Source organism: Ruegeria sp. CF5, from assembly GCF_056537325.1.
Genome location: NZ_JBQFRI010000015.1, coordinates 47,838 through 62,448, shown reverse-complemented (window position 1 = coordinate 62,448; position 14,611 = coordinate 47,838). Strand labels below are relative to the sequence as shown.

Annotated in this window: 17 protein-coding genes; 10 read left to right on the top strand and 7 right to left on the bottom strand. The window is 59.8% G+C overall.

Annotation, left to right across the window (positions count from 1 at the left end):
* The first annotated feature begins 16 nt into the window (after positions 1-16).
* Positions 17-1,246, top strand: coding sequence for a Tm-1-like ATP-binding domain-containing protein (locus ACR0NW_RS22545; protein ID WP_480452889.1), 1,230 nt, complete (start codon positions 17-19; stop codon positions 1,244-1,246).
* On the opposite strand, the gene ACR0NW_RS22540 is transcribed toward ACR0NW_RS22545, so the two are convergent.
* On the bottom strand, positions 1,233-2,684 hold the full coding sequence (locus ACR0NW_RS22540; RefSeq protein WP_480452891.1) for a sensor histidine kinase: 1,452 nt from the start codon (positions 2,682-2,684) through the stop codon (positions 1,233-1,235). The genes ACR0NW_RS22545 and ACR0NW_RS22540 overlap by 14 nt on opposite strands.
* Positions 2,681-3,418 (bottom strand): response regulator transcription factor, encoded by a 738-nt coding sequence (locus ACR0NW_RS22535; protein WP_480452893.1) that lies wholly within the window; start codon positions 3,416-3,418, stop codon positions 2,681-2,683. The genes ACR0NW_RS22540 and ACR0NW_RS22535 overlap by 4 nt, the downstream gene beginning before the upstream one ends.
* Before the next feature lie 216 nt (positions 3,419-3,634).
* On the opposite strand from ACR0NW_RS22535, the gene ACR0NW_RS22530 reads away from it, so the two are divergent.
* The 5 genes from ACR0NW_RS22530 to ACR0NW_RS22510 are packed head-to-tail and all read left to right on the top strand — an operon-like array spanning position 3,635 to position 8,669.
* The gene (locus tag ACR0NW_RS22530) at positions 3,635-4,873 is read left to right on the top strand and encodes an ABC transporter substrate-binding protein (protein ID WP_480452894.1); all 1,239 of its coding nucleotides are present in this window, start codon (positions 3,635-3,637) and stop codon (positions 4,871-4,873) included.
* A gap of 57 nt (positions 4,874-4,930) precedes the next feature.
* Complete coding sequence (locus ACR0NW_RS22525; RefSeq protein ID WP_039543053.1) at positions 4,931-5,803, top strand: carbohydrate ABC transporter permease; 873 nt, start codon at positions 4,931-4,933, stop codon at positions 5,801-5,803.
* On the top strand, positions 5,796-6,695 hold the full coding sequence (locus ACR0NW_RS22520) for a carbohydrate ABC transporter permease (RefSeq protein ID WP_480452896.1): 900 nt from the start codon (positions 5,796-5,798) through the stop codon (positions 6,693-6,695). The genes ACR0NW_RS22525 and ACR0NW_RS22520 overlap by 8 nt, the downstream gene beginning before the upstream one ends.
* 5 nt (positions 6,696-6,700) lie before the next feature.
* Complete coding sequence (locus ACR0NW_RS22515) at positions 6,701-7,798, top strand: ABC transporter ATP-binding protein (protein WP_480452898.1); 1,098 nt, start codon at positions 6,701-6,703, stop codon at positions 7,796-7,798.
* A 4-nt stretch (positions 7,799-7,802) separates the two neighbouring features.
* Complete coding sequence (locus tag ACR0NW_RS22510) at positions 7,803-8,669, top strand: glucokinase (protein ID WP_480452900.1); 867 nt, start codon at positions 7,803-7,805, stop codon at positions 8,667-8,669.
* A 6-nt stretch (positions 8,670-8,675) separates the two neighbouring features.
* Here the strand turns inward: ACR0NW_RS22510 and ACR0NW_RS22505 are convergent, their stop codons facing one another.
* On the bottom strand, positions 8,676-9,284 hold the full coding sequence (locus tag ACR0NW_RS22505; protein ID WP_480452902.1) for an MlaC/ttg2D family ABC transporter substrate-binding protein: 609 nt from the start codon (positions 9,282-9,284) through the stop codon (positions 8,676-8,678).
* Positions 9,274-10,071 carry an MlaA family lipoprotein gene (locus ACR0NW_RS22500; RefSeq protein ID WP_480452903.1) on the bottom strand — a complete coding sequence of 266 codons (798 nt, stop codon included), beginning with the start codon at positions 10,069-10,071 and terminating at the stop codon, positions 9,274-9,276. Before ACR0NW_RS22500 ends, ACR0NW_RS22505 begins: the two co-directional genes overlap by 11 nt.
* Before the next feature lie 329 nt (positions 10,072-10,400).
* On the opposite strand from ACR0NW_RS22500, the gene ACR0NW_RS22495 reads away from it, so the two are divergent.
* The 4 genes from ACR0NW_RS22495 to ACR0NW_RS22480 are packed head-to-tail and all read left to right on the top strand — an operon-like array spanning position 10,401 to position 13,146.
* Positions 10,401-10,856, top strand: a complete 456-nt coding sequence (locus tag ACR0NW_RS22495; RefSeq protein ID WP_480452905.1) for a RidA family protein — start codon at positions 10,401-10,403, stop codon at positions 10,854-10,856.
* Complete coding sequence (locus tag ACR0NW_RS22490) at positions 10,853-11,623, top strand: glycerophosphodiester phosphodiesterase family protein (protein WP_480452907.1); 771 nt, start codon at positions 10,853-10,855, stop codon at positions 11,621-11,623. Before ACR0NW_RS22495 ends, ACR0NW_RS22490 begins: the two co-directional genes overlap by 4 nt.
* 45 nt (positions 11,624-11,668) lie before the next feature.
* Complete coding sequence (locus tag ACR0NW_RS22485; RefSeq protein ID WP_480452908.1) at positions 11,669-12,856, top strand: GNAT family N-acetyltransferase; 1,188 nt, start codon at positions 11,669-11,671, stop codon at positions 12,854-12,856.
* The gene (locus tag ACR0NW_RS22480) at positions 12,853-13,146 is read left to right on the top strand and encodes a 4a-hydroxytetrahydrobiopterin dehydratase (protein ID WP_170656296.1); all 294 of its coding nucleotides are present in this window, start codon (positions 12,853-12,855) and stop codon (positions 13,144-13,146) included. The genes ACR0NW_RS22485 and ACR0NW_RS22480 overlap by 4 nt, the downstream gene beginning before the upstream one ends.
* A 159-nt stretch (positions 13,147-13,305) precedes the next feature.
* Here ACR0NW_RS22480 and ACR0NW_RS22475 read toward each other — a convergent pair whose 3' ends face one another.
* The 3 genes from ACR0NW_RS22475 to ACR0NW_RS22465 all read right to left on the bottom strand — a co-directional run bounded on the left by ACR0NW_RS22475 (position 13,306) and on the right by ACR0NW_RS22465 (position 14,520).
* Positions 13,306-13,653 (bottom strand): EF-hand domain-containing protein, encoded by a 348-nt coding sequence (locus tag ACR0NW_RS22475; protein ID WP_480452910.1) that lies wholly within the window; start codon positions 13,651-13,653, stop codon positions 13,306-13,308.
* A 13-nt stretch (positions 13,654-13,666) separates the two neighbouring features.
* Positions 13,667-13,912 (bottom strand): hypothetical protein, encoded by a 246-nt coding sequence (locus ACR0NW_RS22470; RefSeq protein ID WP_170656291.1) that lies wholly within the window; start codon positions 13,910-13,912, stop codon positions 13,667-13,669.
* A gap of 122 nt (positions 13,913-14,034) precedes the next feature.
* Positions 14,035-14,520 carry a redoxin family protein gene (locus ACR0NW_RS22465; RefSeq protein ID WP_480452912.1) on the bottom strand — a complete coding sequence of 162 codons (486 nt, stop codon included), beginning with the start codon at positions 14,518-14,520 and terminating at the stop codon, positions 14,035-14,037.
* Between the last annotated feature and the right edge of the window lie 91 nt (positions 14,521-14,611).

The following is a 14,611-nucleotide window of genomic DNA, read 5'->3' as shown; positions in this document are numbered from 1 at the left end:
TAAGTCGGAGCATGACATGGACAAGACAATTCTGGTGATCGGCACCTATGACACCAAGGATGACGAGCTGAACTTTCTGGCCGATGCGATCCGGGGGCAGGGCGGCAACGTTCTCACCATGGATGTCAGCGTGCTGGGAGACCCGACCGCACCGACGGACTATTCAAAACATGATGTGGCCGAGGCGGGTGGCAGCTCGATTCAGGCCGCCATCGACAGTGGCGACGAAAACCACGCCATGCAGATCATGGCGCAGGGGGCCGCCCAACTGACTGCGCGCCTCTATGGCGAAGGCCGTTTTGACGGCATGATCGTTCTGGGCGGCACCATGGGCACCGATCTGGCGCTGGATGTCTGTTCGGCGCTGCCACTTGGCGTTCCGAAATACATCGTCTCAACCGTGTCATTCTCGCCCCTCATCCCGTCGGATCGGCTGGCTGCGGATGTGCAGATGATCCTCTGGGCCGGGGGGCTTTATGGTCTTAATTCGGTCTGCAAGGCATCGCTCAGTCAAGCTGCCGGGGCGGTTCTGGGTGCCGCGCGCGCCGTACAGCCGCCGGACCGGACCAGGCCGCTGGTCGGGATGACATCGCTGGGCAAATCAGCGTTGAAATACATGGTCACGCTCAAGCCTGCGCTTGAAGAACGCGGGTTCGAAGTTGCAGTCTTTCACGCGACGGGCATGGGCGGGCGGGCCTTTGAAAGTCTGGCATCGCAAGGGGCTTTTGCCTGCGTGTTCGATTTCTGCACGCAGGAACTGGGCAATCACATTCATGGCTCGAACATCTCTGCCGGACCCGACCGACTGACAAATGCGGGGCGGCAAGGCACGCCGCAACTGGTTGCGCCGGGGTGCTATGACCTTGTGGATATCGTCGGCTGGCAGGCGGTGCCGCAGAAATGGGACAACCATCTTCAGCACGCGCACAATCGCCTGCTGACCTCGATCGTTTTGGATCAGGAGGAACGCAAGTCCGTGGCCCGCGCTCATTGCGAGCAGCTGGCGCAGGCCACCGGTCCAACGGCTTTGCTGTTGCCCAAAGGCGGCTGCGGTGAGTGGGATCGCCCCGGCGCGGACCTGCACGACCAACAGGGGCTGTCGGCCTTCATGGATGAAATCACGGCAAACTGCCCGGGCAATGCCACGCTTGTCGAACTTGACGCCCATATCAACGATGCGGAGTTCGCGGAAAAGGCGCTGGAAATCTTTGACCGCTGGCGGGCCGAAGGCATCATTGCCGCGTGATGTGAAGGCAGGCGCGCAGGCCCTGCTGGCCTGCCTCGAATGTCAGTGACCCGCCATGTTGTTCGGCCACGGTGGCAGCGATGGTCAGGCCCAGCCCGAACCCGTTGGACGATCCGGTATTCGATCCCCGGCGAAACGGTGCCATCAGCGACTCGATATCCGCAACGGACAGATCGGCGCCTTTGTCCTCGATGATGATCGTGGCGGTGCGGGCGTCGGTCTCAAGCTCTACCTCGGCATGCCGCCCGTATTTCAGCGCGTTGTCGATCAGGTTGGTTAGTGCACGCTTCAGAGAGATCGGCCGCGCCGTCACAAGAACCCGCCGCGTTTCCGGCAAAGCCCCGTGCCCCCGCCGGGACATGAAGACCGAGGGCGCGCCCTCGACAGCCACGGGTGCGGCCTGTTTCAGTGTCACCGGTCGCCCGGTATCCTGATAATCCGCGACCAGAGACTCGACCAGAGAGGCCAACGAAATCTGGCGTGGTTCCTCGACGCTCAGCTCCGAACGGGTGTATGTCAGGACGCTTTCGATCATGCCGGTCATCTGATCCACATCCGCCTCAAGCTTTTCGCGCAGCTCGTCATCGGAAATCAGCGCCGCCCGCAGGCGGACCCGTGTTGCCGGGGTGCCCAGATCGTGACTGACCCCTGATAGAACGATGGCGCGTTTCTCCAATTGCTCGCGCTCGGCCTCGAGATGGGCGTTCACCGCTTCGACGATATCACGCAGCTCGGACGGGCCGTCCGCGTCATAGCTTTCCGGCCCGCCACTGCGTCGGCGGCCCCGCAACGTCCGGGCAAACTGCGAAAACGTGTCCGTCACGTTCACCACCGATGACAGGATGACCGCCAGCCCGACAGCGGCAAGCAAGATTGCTGGAACACGCATGTCGGTGGGCGCGGCCTGGCACCCCCAGATCCCCCGTCCGTCGATCTGCTGCCATGTTCCGCGTCCGAACCGTGCGATCAGGATCGGCTCGCTGCAATAGGTGGCCAGCAATCGGGTCAGGTTTCCCATCTTTTCCGGCGCCGTCTGATCCGTCCCTGAGGTGATACCCGAAACCGGGTAAACCAGCTGATCCGACATAACCGCCAGATGCAGCACCCGGCTGCTGAGCGGCGCGGAACTGTCCGTCAAAATGGACAGATGCGTCACAAAGCTGAGGTTTGTCAGGTCGGGAAGTTGCTCGAACTCGCCCGCCTCGGCCAGCGTGGCGGCCTCGGTGGAAAGCGGTGATATCCGCAGCGGGGCAGGTGGTGTATTGCCGGTGCGCAACGCCTCATACACGGCAAATCCCGCCACATAGGATCGCGTCAGATAGCTTTCCCACGCGCGCGCCGAGGCGAACCACAGCCAGGCCGAGGTTAGGCCGACAGCAAAGCCGGTCAGGGTCCAGAGCCACCCAAGGCTGCGCAACCGTAAACCGCGCGCGATCATTCGTCCTGTTCCACGGAAACATCCGCGGCAAAGATATAACCGACACCACGTTCGGTACGCAGCAGTTGCGGTTCCTTCGGGTTGACCTCGATCTTTGATCGCAACCGCCCCACCAGCATGTCGATCGCCCGACCCTGCGCATCGCCCTTGTCGCCTTCACCCGTCACGTCCAGAGCGGCGGCAATCTCGTCGCGCGTCAGGGGAATGTGGGGGTTGGCCAGCAAAACTTTCAGCAACGCGGTTTCGCGCTGTGACAGGGCGACCAGATATCCGTCGGGCGAGTGCACCTCATCCCGCTTGCCATCATACATCCATCCGGCAAACCGGAAGGTCCGGGTCCGACGGCGATAGGCCAGCGATGACGAGCGACGCGCGCGTTGCAGGACCGCCCGTACCCGCGCCAGCAGCAACTGGGGATTGAACGGCTTGGCGATATAGTCGTCGGCCCCGACCTCGTATCCGGCCATGCGCTGATGATCCGCGGACAGGGCCGAGACAAAGATGATCGGCACATCCTGTTCGCGCCGCAGCCGTGCGCAGATCTCGACGCCGTTCTCATCGCCCAGCATGACGTCCAACAGGATCAAATCTATGCGTCCGGACTTCAGATGTGTCTGCACATCCGCTTCAGACGCGGCGGGCAGGGCAGCGAACCCGTTCTGCTGAAAGAACTGGGTCAGCATCGAACGCATGTCAGGATCGTCATCGACAACCAGCAGCCGTGGAATGGACAATTGCCTCGCCTCCCAATTCCATTCTGCCGCCGATGCTTTGTAACGAACGGCAACAAATTCAAGGTCAACGTAACACGCTGTAACAAAAGCGGTGAAAATTTCCATCCCTGTCCGCACAGACCGGATTTTCTGCGTTGTCAGACAGGTTTCTTGGCCCAGAATGGCGGGCATCGCTGCGCCATAGCAGCCTTTGTTGTATTTGGGAGGATACCAAAAATGAAACGCCTTGCGTTTGCCACCGTTTCCACGATGGCCGTTGCGTCAGCCGCCTTTGCCGAGCCGCAGGCCGAGGTTCTGCACTGGTGGACTTCGGGCGGCGAGGCCAAGTCGGTCGCCGTGCTGCAGGAAGAGTTCGCCTCGAACGGCGGTACCTGGACCGACATGCCGGTTGCCGGTGGTGGCGGCGATGCGGCCATGACCGCCCTGCGCGCCCGCGTCCTTGCCGGAAACGCACCGACTGCAGTTCAGTTGAAAGGCCCCGCCATTCAGGAATGGTACGAAGAGGGCGTTCTGGCCGACATCTCGAACGTGGCCGAGGCTGAAGGCTGGGCCGATGTTCTGCCCGCTTCGATCGCGGGTCATATGAAATGCGAAGGCACGTGGTGCGCGGCACCGGTGAATGTGCACCGCGTGGATTGGATCTGGGCCAATGCGGACGTACTGGCCGCCAACGACATCGAAATGCCGACCACATGGGAAGAGTTCAACGCCGCAGCTGAAAAGCTGCAGGCCGCAGGTGTGATCCCGTTGGCCCATGGCGGTCAGGCATGGCAGGACGCCACCGTGTTCGAAACCGTTGTGTTGGGCATTGGCGGGCCGGAGTTCTTCCAGAAAGCGCTGGTTGATCTGGACCCCGAGGCGTTGACTTCGGACACCATGGTTCAGGCATTCGATCAGATGCGCACCCTGCGGGGGTATGTGGACGAGAACTTCTCGGGCCGTGACTGGAACCTTGCCACCGCCATGGTGATGAACGGTGAGGCCGCATTCCAGATCATGGGCGACTGGGCCAAGGGTGAATTCCTGGCGGCTGGCAAGAAGCCCGGTGAAGATTTCTTGTGCGCCTCGACCCCCGGCGACGGCTATCTGTACAACGTCGACAGCTTTGCCATGTTCGAGGTTGAAGGCGATGACAAACGCTCGGGTCAGGAACTGCTCGCCAAACTGATCGTGGCACCGAACTTCCAGAAGGTGTTCAACCTGAACAAAGGTTCGATCCCAGCACGGACCGACGTGGCGCTGGATGACTTTGACGTCTGTGCCAACCTGTCGGCAGAAGACATGGGCTCGACCTCGGCTGGCGGTTCGCTGCTGCCGTCCTATGCCCATGGTATGGCGCTGCGCGGGTCGCAGGCCGGTGCGATCACCGATGTCGTGACCGCGCATTTCAACTCGGACATGTCCTCGGCTGACGCGGTTCAGCAATTGGCGGACGCGGTGGCAAACAGCTACTGATCCAATACGCTCTGCCCCCTATAATGCGGGGCAGAGCATCTTTCCCCGGAGGCTAAAATGTCCGAATGGCTGGAAAACCACCTGCCCAAGGTGGTGCTGGCACCGTCGTTCATCGCCGTATTGATCTTTGTCTACGGATTTATCGGATGGACTGCGTGGGTGTCGCTGACCCGATCGAAACTACTGCCGAAATACGAGATCAAGGGCTTCATCCAATATGAACGCCTGTTCGACTCGCCCCGCTGGGATACGGCGATCAACAACCTGTACATCTTTGGCGCGCTGTTCATTGTGATCGCGATGGTGCTGGGTCTGTTGCTGGCGATCCTGCTGGACCAAAAGATTCGCGTCGAAGGGGCCATTCGCACGATCTATCTGTACCCGATGGCACTTTCGATGATCGTGACCGGCACGGCTTGGAAATGGATTCTGAATCCGGGTCTGGGCATCGAATCCATGGTGCAGGGCTGGGGCTTTCCCAATTTCGAATTCGACTGGCTGGTGAACCCCGACTACGCCATCTACACCATCGTAATCGCTGCGATCTGGCAAAGCTCGGGCTTTGTGATGGCGCTGTTTCTGGCCGGTCTGCGGTCGGTGGATGGTGAGATCATCAAGGCCGCGCAGGTCGATGGCATCCCCACATGGCGCATCTATACGGCGATCATCATCCCCTCGATGGCGCCGATCTTTCTGTCCGCCTTCATCGTGCTGGCGCACCTCGCGATCAAAAGCTTTGACCTTGTCATCGCCCTGACCGGCGGCGGTCCGGGTTATGCGACCGATCTGCCGGCCACGTACATGTACGCCATGGCGTTTTCGCGCGGTGACATCGGTCAGGCGGCGTCATCCGCGATGATCATGATGCTGGTCGTCTTTGCCATCGTGGTTCCCTATCTTTACTCAGAGCTGAGGGCGAAAAATGACTGATCTGTCGATGCCCCAAACCCGCACCCGCAGCCAAAGCGCAACCGGCAAGATTGCCCTGCGCTGGCTGCTCTATATCCTGCTGGGCCTGTTCGCGCTGTATTACCTGATGCCGCTTTTCGTGATGTTGACCACATCGTTGAAAAGCCTTGAGGAGATTCGCACCGGGTCCCTGATCTCGCTGCCGCGCGAGGTCAGCTTCGACGCTTGGAAAACAGCGTGGTCCGGGGCTTGTACCGGTATCCAGTGCGAAGGCTTGCGACCCTACTTCTGGAACTCTGTCCTGATCGCCGTGCCTGCGGTGGCGATTTCAACGCTGCTGGGCGCCCTGAACGGCTATGTCGTGGCGCAGTGGCGGTTCAAAGGGGCCAACATCATCTTCTCGCTGATGCTGTTTGGTTGCTTCATCCCGTTTCAGGTCGTGCTGCTGCCGATGGCGCGGCTGTTGGGCATGATGGGCATCGCCGGGACCATTCCGGGCCTGATCTTCGTGCACGTGATCTACGGGTTGGGCTTCACCACGCTGTTCTTCCGCAACTACTATGTCACCATCCCGTCCGAGCTGACCAAGGCGGCCCGTGTCGATGGGGCTGGCTTCCTGCGGATTTTCTGGTCGATCTTCCTGCCGCTGTCACTGCCCATCATCGTAGTGACCGTGATCTGGCAGTTCACGCAGATCTGGAACGACTTCCTGTTCGGCGTGTCGTTCAGTCAGGCGGGAACGCAGCCCGTGACCGTTGCACTCAACAACATCGTAAACTCCACCACCGGCGTCAAAGAATACAACGTCGACATGGCTGCCGCGATCATCGCGGGGTTGCCAACGCTGCTCGTCTATGTCGTTGCCGGTAAGTATTTCATCCGCGGTCTGACCGCTGGCTCAGTGAAGGGATAAGACCCATGGCTCCCATCCTTGATATCAACAAACTCTACAAGAATTACGGCCCTGTCGAAATTCTCAAGGACATCAACATCTCGATCGATCCGGGCGATTTTCTGGTGCTAGTCGGCCCATCGGGTTGCGGCAAGTCCACCCTGCTGAATTGTATTGCAGGGCTGGAGGAAATCACCGGCGGGACGCTGGCGATTGGTGGCAAGGACATGACCCATGTCAGCCCCAAGGACCGCGACATCGCCATGGTGTTCCAGTCCTACGCGCTTTACCCGACGATGACCGTTGCCAAGAACATCACTTTCGGCATGAAGGTGCGCGGCGTCGATCAGGCCACGCAAGAGGCCAAACTGAAAGATGTGGCCTCGCTGCTGCAGATCGAACCGTTGCTGAACCGTCGCCCCAGCCAACTGTCGGGGGGACAGCGGCAGCGGGTTGCGATGGGCCGGGCGCTGGTCCGCGACCCCAAGCTGTTCCTCTTTGACGAGCCTTTGTCCAACCTCGACGCAAAACTGCGGGTCGAGATGCGGACCGAAATCAAGAAGCTGCACCAGACGCTGGATGCCTCGATCGTCTACGTGACCCATGACCAGATCGAAGCGATGACGCTGGCCACCAAGATCGTGGTGCTGAAAGGCGGCGTCGTGCAACAGATCGGCAGCCCGGCTGAAATCTACAACAACCCGGCCAACCTGTTTGTTGCTGACTTCATGGGCTCGCCAGCAATGAACTTGATCCCGGCCAAGGCCGAGCGCAATGGCACCGGCACGCATATCTCGATCGCGCGCGGATCAGGTGCGCCGATCGTTCTGACGGATTCGCGCAATCCGGACCTGCCGCAGGACGTCATTTTGGGACTGCGCCCGGAAGACATTGCCGAGGCAGGTTTTCGCGCAGGCGCAGGCGTGCAGGAGGCCGAGTGCCTTGTCGACATGGTCGAACCCGCCGGGGCCGACACCTATGTGGTCTCAGAGCTGGGCGGCAAACAGGTGACGGCACGGCTTCACGCCGAAACCAGTGCGCAGGCCGGTCAGATGCTGAACCTTGCATTCGACATGAGCAAGGTGTCCTATTTCGCAAAGGAAAGCGGCGAAAGGTTGAACTGACTCCATGCGTCTGGTTGCGGATCTGGGCGGCACCAATGTTCGGTTTGGTCTGGTTTCGGGCGGGTCCCGGCCTGACCATGTGGAACGGCTGCGCAATGATGACTTTGACAGTTTTTCGGATGCGCTGTCCCGGTACTGGGCCGGGACGGGGCTGCCGCATCTGGATGAGGTTGCGATTGCCATCGCTGGTCCGGTCATAGGAGACAGGGCGCGGCTGACCAACCGCGACTGGACCATCGACGCGCACCGGATCAGCGACGAATTGGGCGGACCTCGGATCAGGCTTCTGAATGACCTCAACGCGCTGGGTTACGCGGTGCCGCACCTCACTGGCGAAGACGTGGAATTGCTGACACCGGAATGCCCGGCCGAGACAGACGTCAGGCAGGCGCTGGTCGCAGGTATCGGTACCGGCTTCAATGTCAGCCCGGTTCTGAATACCGGCACATCGATCTTTTGCCCGGTGTCCGAAGCCGGTCACACAGTGATGCCCGCCGATATCGCGGATCGCCTGAAAGCGGATTTTCCAGACCTGCCAGACATGCCGACGGTCGAGCATTGTTTTTCGGGCCGCGGTTTTGCCCTGTTGCGCGGGAAATGGGAGGAACGGTCGGATTACCCCTCATTCCTCAACTATTACGCGGAACTGATGGGTCTGCTCTGCCGCAATCTGTTGCTGGGGTTCATGCCCATGTCCGGCATCTATTTCGCCGGAGGCGTTGCCCGCGAGGTTCTGCAATCCCCCGCACGTGCAAGATTTGCACAGGTGTTCAACAGCCCGTTCGACCTGTCAGACAACCTGGAAGCGCCCGCATACCTGATTGTGGACGACACCGCCGCACTGCGGGGATGCGCGGCGGTTCATATCTGAGCGAACTCAGCCGATATTGTTCAGGTCTTTGATCAGCTGGTTCAGATTGCCTTTGCGCGCATCCAGCAGGGCGCCAATCTCGGTCCGTTCGGTCAACAGCATGTTCACACCTTCGATGAACATGTTGTAGAACTTGTCCTTGCCCGATTTGTCCGACACCAGGAACGTCACCTCGAACGGCGCCTCGCCCCGCAGCTTGACGCTGCTGCGTACCTCGTATCCGGCCTTGATCTTGCGGGCGTTCTTGACGGTTACTTCACCGCCGATGAATTCGCGGAACCGGCGACCGTATTTGCGCGCGATGTAACCCTGAAACGCTTTGGTGAACTGGCGGATTTGCGACGAACTTGCGGTACGTGCATCAGGCCCCAGCGCATAGCGGGCCATGATCGGCACATCGGCGTATTGCGAGAAGATCTTTTCGAAATCCCGCAGCATGGCCTTTTCCGATTTGCCCGAGTCGATTACCCGGTTGATGTCGGCAACCACGCTGTTGACCAGTTGCTTGGCACCGTCCTCGGTCAGGGCCATGGCTGGCAGGGGAAGTGCGGCAAGGCCCAGGCCCGCGACTGCGGTGGCGACAAACGTGCGGCGGTCAATCGGGTTATTCAGCATAAGGGTCCTCGTAGGGGTCTAGGTAGGGGTCCCTGACAGGGTCTGTGCCGGTATCGGCGTAGGGATCGGTGTAAAGCCCTAGATAGGCGTCTTCGTCGTCTCTTGCCAGTTCGAACCGGCGGTTTTGCAGATAGATCAGGCGCGCCTGCGCGTAACTGTCTGCGCTGCCATACAGAATTGAATCGACCGTATCCGAGAATCGACCCCGGTCGCCCATGCGGCGCACCACCTCGGCATAAAGCCCCAGATTGTCCACTGGGCGCGTCGGCGCGAAATCAATGGGGTTGGTGAACAGGTTGACCACAACGCCAACCGCGTCACGGGTTGTCGATGGCCCGTACAGGGGCAGCTCGACATATGCACCTTCGCCAAAGCCCCAGGCGTGCAGCGTTTCGCCAAAATCGGTATCGACCTGCGGGATTTCAAAATCGCTTGCCGGATCGGCGAGCCCGGCAAAGCCGACGGTCGAATTGATCGTGAACCGCAACAACGCGATGCCCATTTCTTTGGGCTTGCCCTGCAGCAGATAGTCGACAGCCTGACCGGGCAACGAGATATTCTCGGCGAAATGGTTGAAACTGGTCACCATCGGTTCAGGGATAATCCGGACATACCCTTTCGAGGCAGGGCGGAAAAAGAACCTGTCGACGCCAAGATTGAATTTGTGAATGGACCGGTTGGTTCTTTCGTAGGGGTCGAAAATCTCGCCGCGCGCCACTTCGTCGGCGGGTGCTTTGGCGCAGGCCGACAGCGCCGTAACCGCGGCCAGAACGAATAGATGTTTCAAACGGGCTCTGCTCAACACGGTTCTTCGCTACTCCACGACATCCGGTGATAACGGGCCGGACGGTTCATTTCAAATTGGCCTCGGAATCAAAACGATTTACGGCTTTTGGGGTGACATAATCGTTTCGCGGCGGATTTGGAACCGCCAAGCGTGTAACCCGCATTCACGTTCGGCGTAAAGTGACCGCAGTTCAACAGCCGTAAATGAGAGGAGTTGCGCGCAAATGTGCGTTCGGTCGGAAAAAGCGGGCCAAGGTGCCGGATTTGCGCTTTCCGAAATCTTCGATCCCGATTAGCGTCCGCGGGATTCGAACAGGGTGAGGAAAAATCATGAGCTTTGTAGCAAATCTCGAAAAACTGGGCGTCAACCTGCCCGACGCACCGGCACCTGCCGCCAACTATGTGCCCTTTGTGAAGATGGGCAACATCGTCTACGTGTCCGGTCAGATTTCCAAGGATGACGATCTGATCACCGGCAAGCTGGGCGACGATATGGACACCGAAGCGGGCGCAGCAGCGGCCAGAGTGTGCGCCATCAATCTGCTGGCTCAGGTCAAGGCGGCCTGTGACGGCGATATCGACCGTCTGGTGCGGGTGGTCAAGCTGACCGGTTTCGTCAATTCGACCGCTGATTTCACGCAACAGCCGCAGGTCATCAACGGCGCATCGGACTTTCTGGTCGAGGCGCTGGGCAATGCAGGTCGTCACTCGCGTTCGGCGGTCAGTGCCGCGTCGTTGCCGCTGGGTGTCGCGGTTGAGATCGAAGGCATCTTCGAGATTCGATGACTCCGGCCCTGCCAGCGTCTTTCTTGCAGCGCCCGATCGCGCATCGGGGGTTGCATGACACCGCCAAAACCCGCCCGGAAAACAGCCGGGCGGCCTTTCAGGCTGCCATTGATGCAGGATATGGCATTGAAATCGACCTGCAAATGTCGGCGGACGGGCGGGCGCTGGTGTTCCACGACTATGACCTTGGCCGCCTGACCGATAAATCCGGGCCCGTGCGGCAAAAATCGGCCGCCGAGGCCGCCGAAATCCGGCTTTTGCATTCCGACGCCGAAGGCATCCCGACGCTGGACGAAATTCTGGCTCTGGTTGCCGGAAAAACGCCGCTGCTGATCGAACTCAAGGATCAGGACGGCGCGATGGGCACTGATACCGGTCCGCTCGAACAGGATACGATCCGGGCGTTGGCGGGCTATGACGGACCGGTCGCCCTGATGTCGTTCAACCCCCACAGCGTGGCCGAACTGGCGCGACTGGCACCGCATCTGCCGCGCGGCATTGTCACCAGTTCCTATGACCAACGCGAATGGCCACTGTCGCAGGAAACCTGCGATCATCTGCGCGACATACCCGATTTCGACAGGGTCGGTGCCAGCTTCATTAGCCACGAGGTTCCCGACCTCAACCGTCCCCGCGTGGCCGAACTCAAGGCGCGGGGGGTGCCGGTCCTGTGCTGGACCGTTCGCTCGTCCGGAGAGGAGGTTCAGGCCCGCAAAGTTGCCGACAATGTGACCTTCGAGAATTATCTGGCGGCGCATTCGACTTGATCCCGGCCCGCACTGTCACAGATAGTGGTCGGGTGCGGAGGGCAGATGGATCAGGCACAAATCGAAGTTCGCGTTCTGGGTTCGCTCTCGCAGATTGCAGAGGCGGAATGGGACAGTTGCGCCTGCCCCGAGGCGGAACAGGGCGGTCGTCCGCTGGACCCGTTCACGACGCACCGGTTCCTGTCGGCGCTGGAAGACAGTGGATCGGTCGGGCCGGGAACCGGCTGGCAGCCGCAATATCTGACCGCTTATTTGGACGGGATGCTGATCGGCGCCGCGCCGATGTATGCCAAGTCGCATAGTCAGGGCGAATATATCTTCGATCACAACTGGGCGCATGCCTATGAAGGCGCAGGGGGTCGGTATTATCCGAAGCTCCAGATCGCGGTCCCCTTCACCCCCGCAACCGGACGGCGGTTTCTGGTGCGCCCCGGATATGAGGGGATCGGGATGTCGGCGCTGGTGCAGGGCGCGGTGCAACTGGCCGCAGATAACGAGGTATCGTCGCTGCACGCCACCTTCTGCACACAATCCGAGGCCGAAGCCGGTGAGCAGATGGGGCTGCTGCTCAGAACCACGCAGCAATTTCACTGGCTGAACGACGAATACGCTGATTTTGACGGGTTTCTTGCCGCTCTGTCTTCGCGCAAGCGAAAGAACATACGCAAGGAACGAGCGCAGGCCCGTGAATTTGGCGGCAATATCCGCACGCTGACCGGTAACGACCTGCGGCCCGAGCATTGGGATGCGTTCTGGCGCTTTTATCAGGATACCGGATCGCGCAAGTGGGGCTCTCCTTATCTGACGCGCCAATTCTTTGATATCGCACAGGAAACCATGGCCGATGACATGGCTTTGGTTCTGGCCGAACGCAACGGATATCCGATCGCGGGGGCGCTGAACTTCATCGGTCGTCAGACGCTTTTTGGCCGTTATTGGGGCTGTGTCGAACATCACCCCTGTCTTCATTTCGAACTGTGCTATTATAGGGCAATCGATTTTGCCATTGCCCATGGCCTCGCCCGGGTAGAAGCCGGCGCGCAGGGTGAACACAAACTGGCGCGCGGTTATCTGCCGACGCCGACGCACAGTCTTCACTGGATCGGAAATCCGGGGTTTTCTGATGCGGTCGCCAAGTATCTGGATGCCGAGGCCCGCGCAGTGGGAGAAGAGATCGAAATCCTGACGGAATACGGCCCGTTCAGGAAATCGAACCCGGAGGAACAGCAATGACCGAACTACTGTCCAACGAGACCCGCGGACCTCTGCTGGACCCGCTGTTCAAGAATGGCTGGACCATGGCCGACGGCCGCGACGCAATCACCAAGACCTTCATCTTCGAAAACTTCGTCGAAGCGTTCGGATGGATGACACGTGTGGCGATATGGGCGGAAAAATGGGACCATCACCCGGAATGGTCGAACGTGTACCGCACGGTCGAGGTTACCCTGTCCACCCATGATGTCGGCGGGCTGTCGGCACTGGATGCCAAGCTTGCGCGCAAGATGGATGCCCTGACGTAGTTCAGGTGCCTGTGCACCTGAGATGAGCCAGCGCAAAGGCGCAGGCCCAGTTCTGTTTAAACGTTTAGGCTTTAACTTGAGACACGAATACCCTGCTACGCCTACGGCGTTCTAAGGGCATTCGTGTCGCAGAATGCTTCAGGTAAAACCCGAAACGCTTTAGTCCAGCTGTCCGTTGCCGTCCTGATCTGCCGCCGAAAAATCGTCGGCCATCTGCGCGCCGAATTCATCCCGCGTGACCTGATTGTCGCCGTTCTTATCCATCTTGCTGAAATGATCGATGGCGAAATGAGGACGCGTTTCGTCGGCTACAAGCGTGCCGTTCTTGTCCTCGTCCATGGCTTGAAAGGCATAGTCGGAAAAGGCGTCGAACTCTTCCTTGGACAGAAAGCCGTCATTGTTCTTGTCGATGGCGTCCAGATGCGCCTGATTGAGTTCCGCTACATCCGCCAGCGCGACGGATGCGGTCATGGCTGAAACAGCCGCAAAAACCAAACCGAATTTCATTTCGCTGCCTCCTTTAACACGCGTAACGCTGGCCGGACACGGCACCGGCACCGGCACCCGCGGCGGTCAGAATTGCCTGACCGGACCCGCCACCAAACTGGTTCCCGATGGCACCACCAATCAATGCGCCGCCCAGACTGCCACTGAGGCAGGCGATTTCATGCTGCCTTGCGGCCTGAGCCTGCGGCGTCGGCGCGGGGCCACAGGCGGACAGCGCACCCGCAGCGATCAGCGCCACTCCTAAAATCCTCAATTTCATCAGCATTCTCCCCTGATTGCACAGTGATTATTCCTGTATATGGGGATTGCAGCAAGTGGTTCATATTAAATCTGAATTAAACCGGCAGGATATGGCCCCGGTTAATGCCGGGGCCAGCGCTGTCACATTTTGTCCAGCAAACCTTCACCCGCCGAAATTTCACAGGCGCCGGGGTTTTCTTCCAGGTTCAGCGCCACGATTTTCCCGTCCTCAACCAGCATGGCATAGCGTTTCGACCTTGCGATCAGACCGGCGGGCGGGGCATCGAAATCCATGCCGATCGCCTTGGTAAACTCGGACCCGGCGTCGGCCAGCATGGTCAGGCCCGCCGCGGCCGCACCCGTGGCTTCGCCCCAGGCGTTCATCACGAAGGGGTCGTTGACCGAAACGCAGATGATCTCGTCCACGCCCTTTGCGTCGAATTGCGCCTTTGTGCGGATAAAGCTGGGAACATGCGCCGAATGGCAGGTTGGTGTGAATGCACCGGGTACGGCAAAAATTACCACCTTGCGACCAGCGGTCTTGGCCGACATCTGCACCTGTTCCGGTCCTTCCGCGCCAATCTGTGTCAGCGTTGCATCAGGCAATGTGTCTCCGGCTGAAATCATTTTCCTCTCCCTCAATGTTGGATTTGCGAGTCAGTCCTCTCCGGCATATAGGTGTCGGGGTGGATGTGACCACGGTTTTTCGACTGGGCAG

What these genes read in the sequence shown, in the direction of transcription:
- ACR0NW_RS22525 (WP_039543053.1), top strand. Translation starts at nt 4,931, where the DNA reads ATGTCCGAATGGCTGGAAAACCACCTGCCCAAGGTGGTGCTGGCACCG.
- ACR0NW_RS22515 (WP_480452898.1), top strand. Translation starts at nt 6,701, where the DNA reads ATGGCTCCCATCCTTGATATCAACAAACTCTACAAGAATTACGGCCCT.
- ACR0NW_RS22480 (WP_170656296.1), top strand. Translation starts at nt 12,853, where the DNA reads ATGACCGAACTACTGTCCAACGAGACCCGCGGACCTCTGCTGGACCCG.
- ACR0NW_RS22470 (WP_170656291.1), bottom strand. Translation starts at nt 13,912, where the DNA reads ATGAAATTGAGGATTTTAGGAGTGGCGCTGATCGCTGCGGGTGCGCTG.
- ACR0NW_RS22485 (WP_480452908.1), top strand. Translation starts at nt 11,669, where the DNA reads ATGGATCAGGCACAAATCGAAGTTCGCGTTCTGGGTTCGCTCTCGCAG.
- ACR0NW_RS22520 (WP_480452896.1), top strand. Translation starts at nt 5,796, where the DNA reads ATGACTGATCTGTCGATGCCCCAAACCCGCACCCGCAGCCAAAGCGCA.
- ACR0NW_RS22545 (WP_480452889.1), top strand. Translation starts at nt 17, where the DNA reads ATGGACAAGACAATTCTGGTGATCGGCACCTATGACACCAAGGATGAC.
- ACR0NW_RS22505 (WP_480452902.1), bottom strand. Translation starts at nt 9,284, where the DNA reads ATGCTGAATAACCCGATTGACCGCCGCACGTTTGTCGCCACCGCAGTC.
- ACR0NW_RS22510 (WP_480452900.1), top strand. Translation starts at nt 7,803, where the DNA reads ATGCGTCTGGTTGCGGATCTGGGCGGCACCAATGTTCGGTTTGGTCTG.
- ACR0NW_RS22495 (WP_480452905.1), top strand. Translation starts at nt 10,401, where the DNA reads ATGAGCTTTGTAGCAAATCTCGAAAAACTGGGCGTCAACCTGCCCGAC.
- ACR0NW_RS22530 (WP_480452894.1), top strand. Translation starts at nt 3,635, where the DNA reads ATGAAACGCCTTGCGTTTGCCACCGTTTCCACGATGGCCGTTGCGTCA.
- ACR0NW_RS22490 (WP_480452907.1), top strand. Translation starts at nt 10,853, where the DNA reads ATGACTCCGGCCCTGCCAGCGTCTTTCTTGCAGCGCCCGATCGCGCAT.
- ACR0NW_RS22475 (WP_480452910.1), bottom strand. Translation starts at nt 13,653, where the DNA reads ATGAAATTCGGTTTGGTTTTTGCGGCTGTTTCAGCCATGACCGCATCC.
- ACR0NW_RS22540 (WP_480452891.1), bottom strand. Translation starts at nt 2,684, where the DNA reads ATGATCGCGCGCGGTTTACGGTTGCGCAGCCTTGGGTGGCTCTGGACC.
- ACR0NW_RS22465 (WP_480452912.1), bottom strand. Translation starts at nt 14,520, where the DNA reads ATGATTTCAGCCGGAGACACATTGCCTGATGCAACGCTGACACAGATT.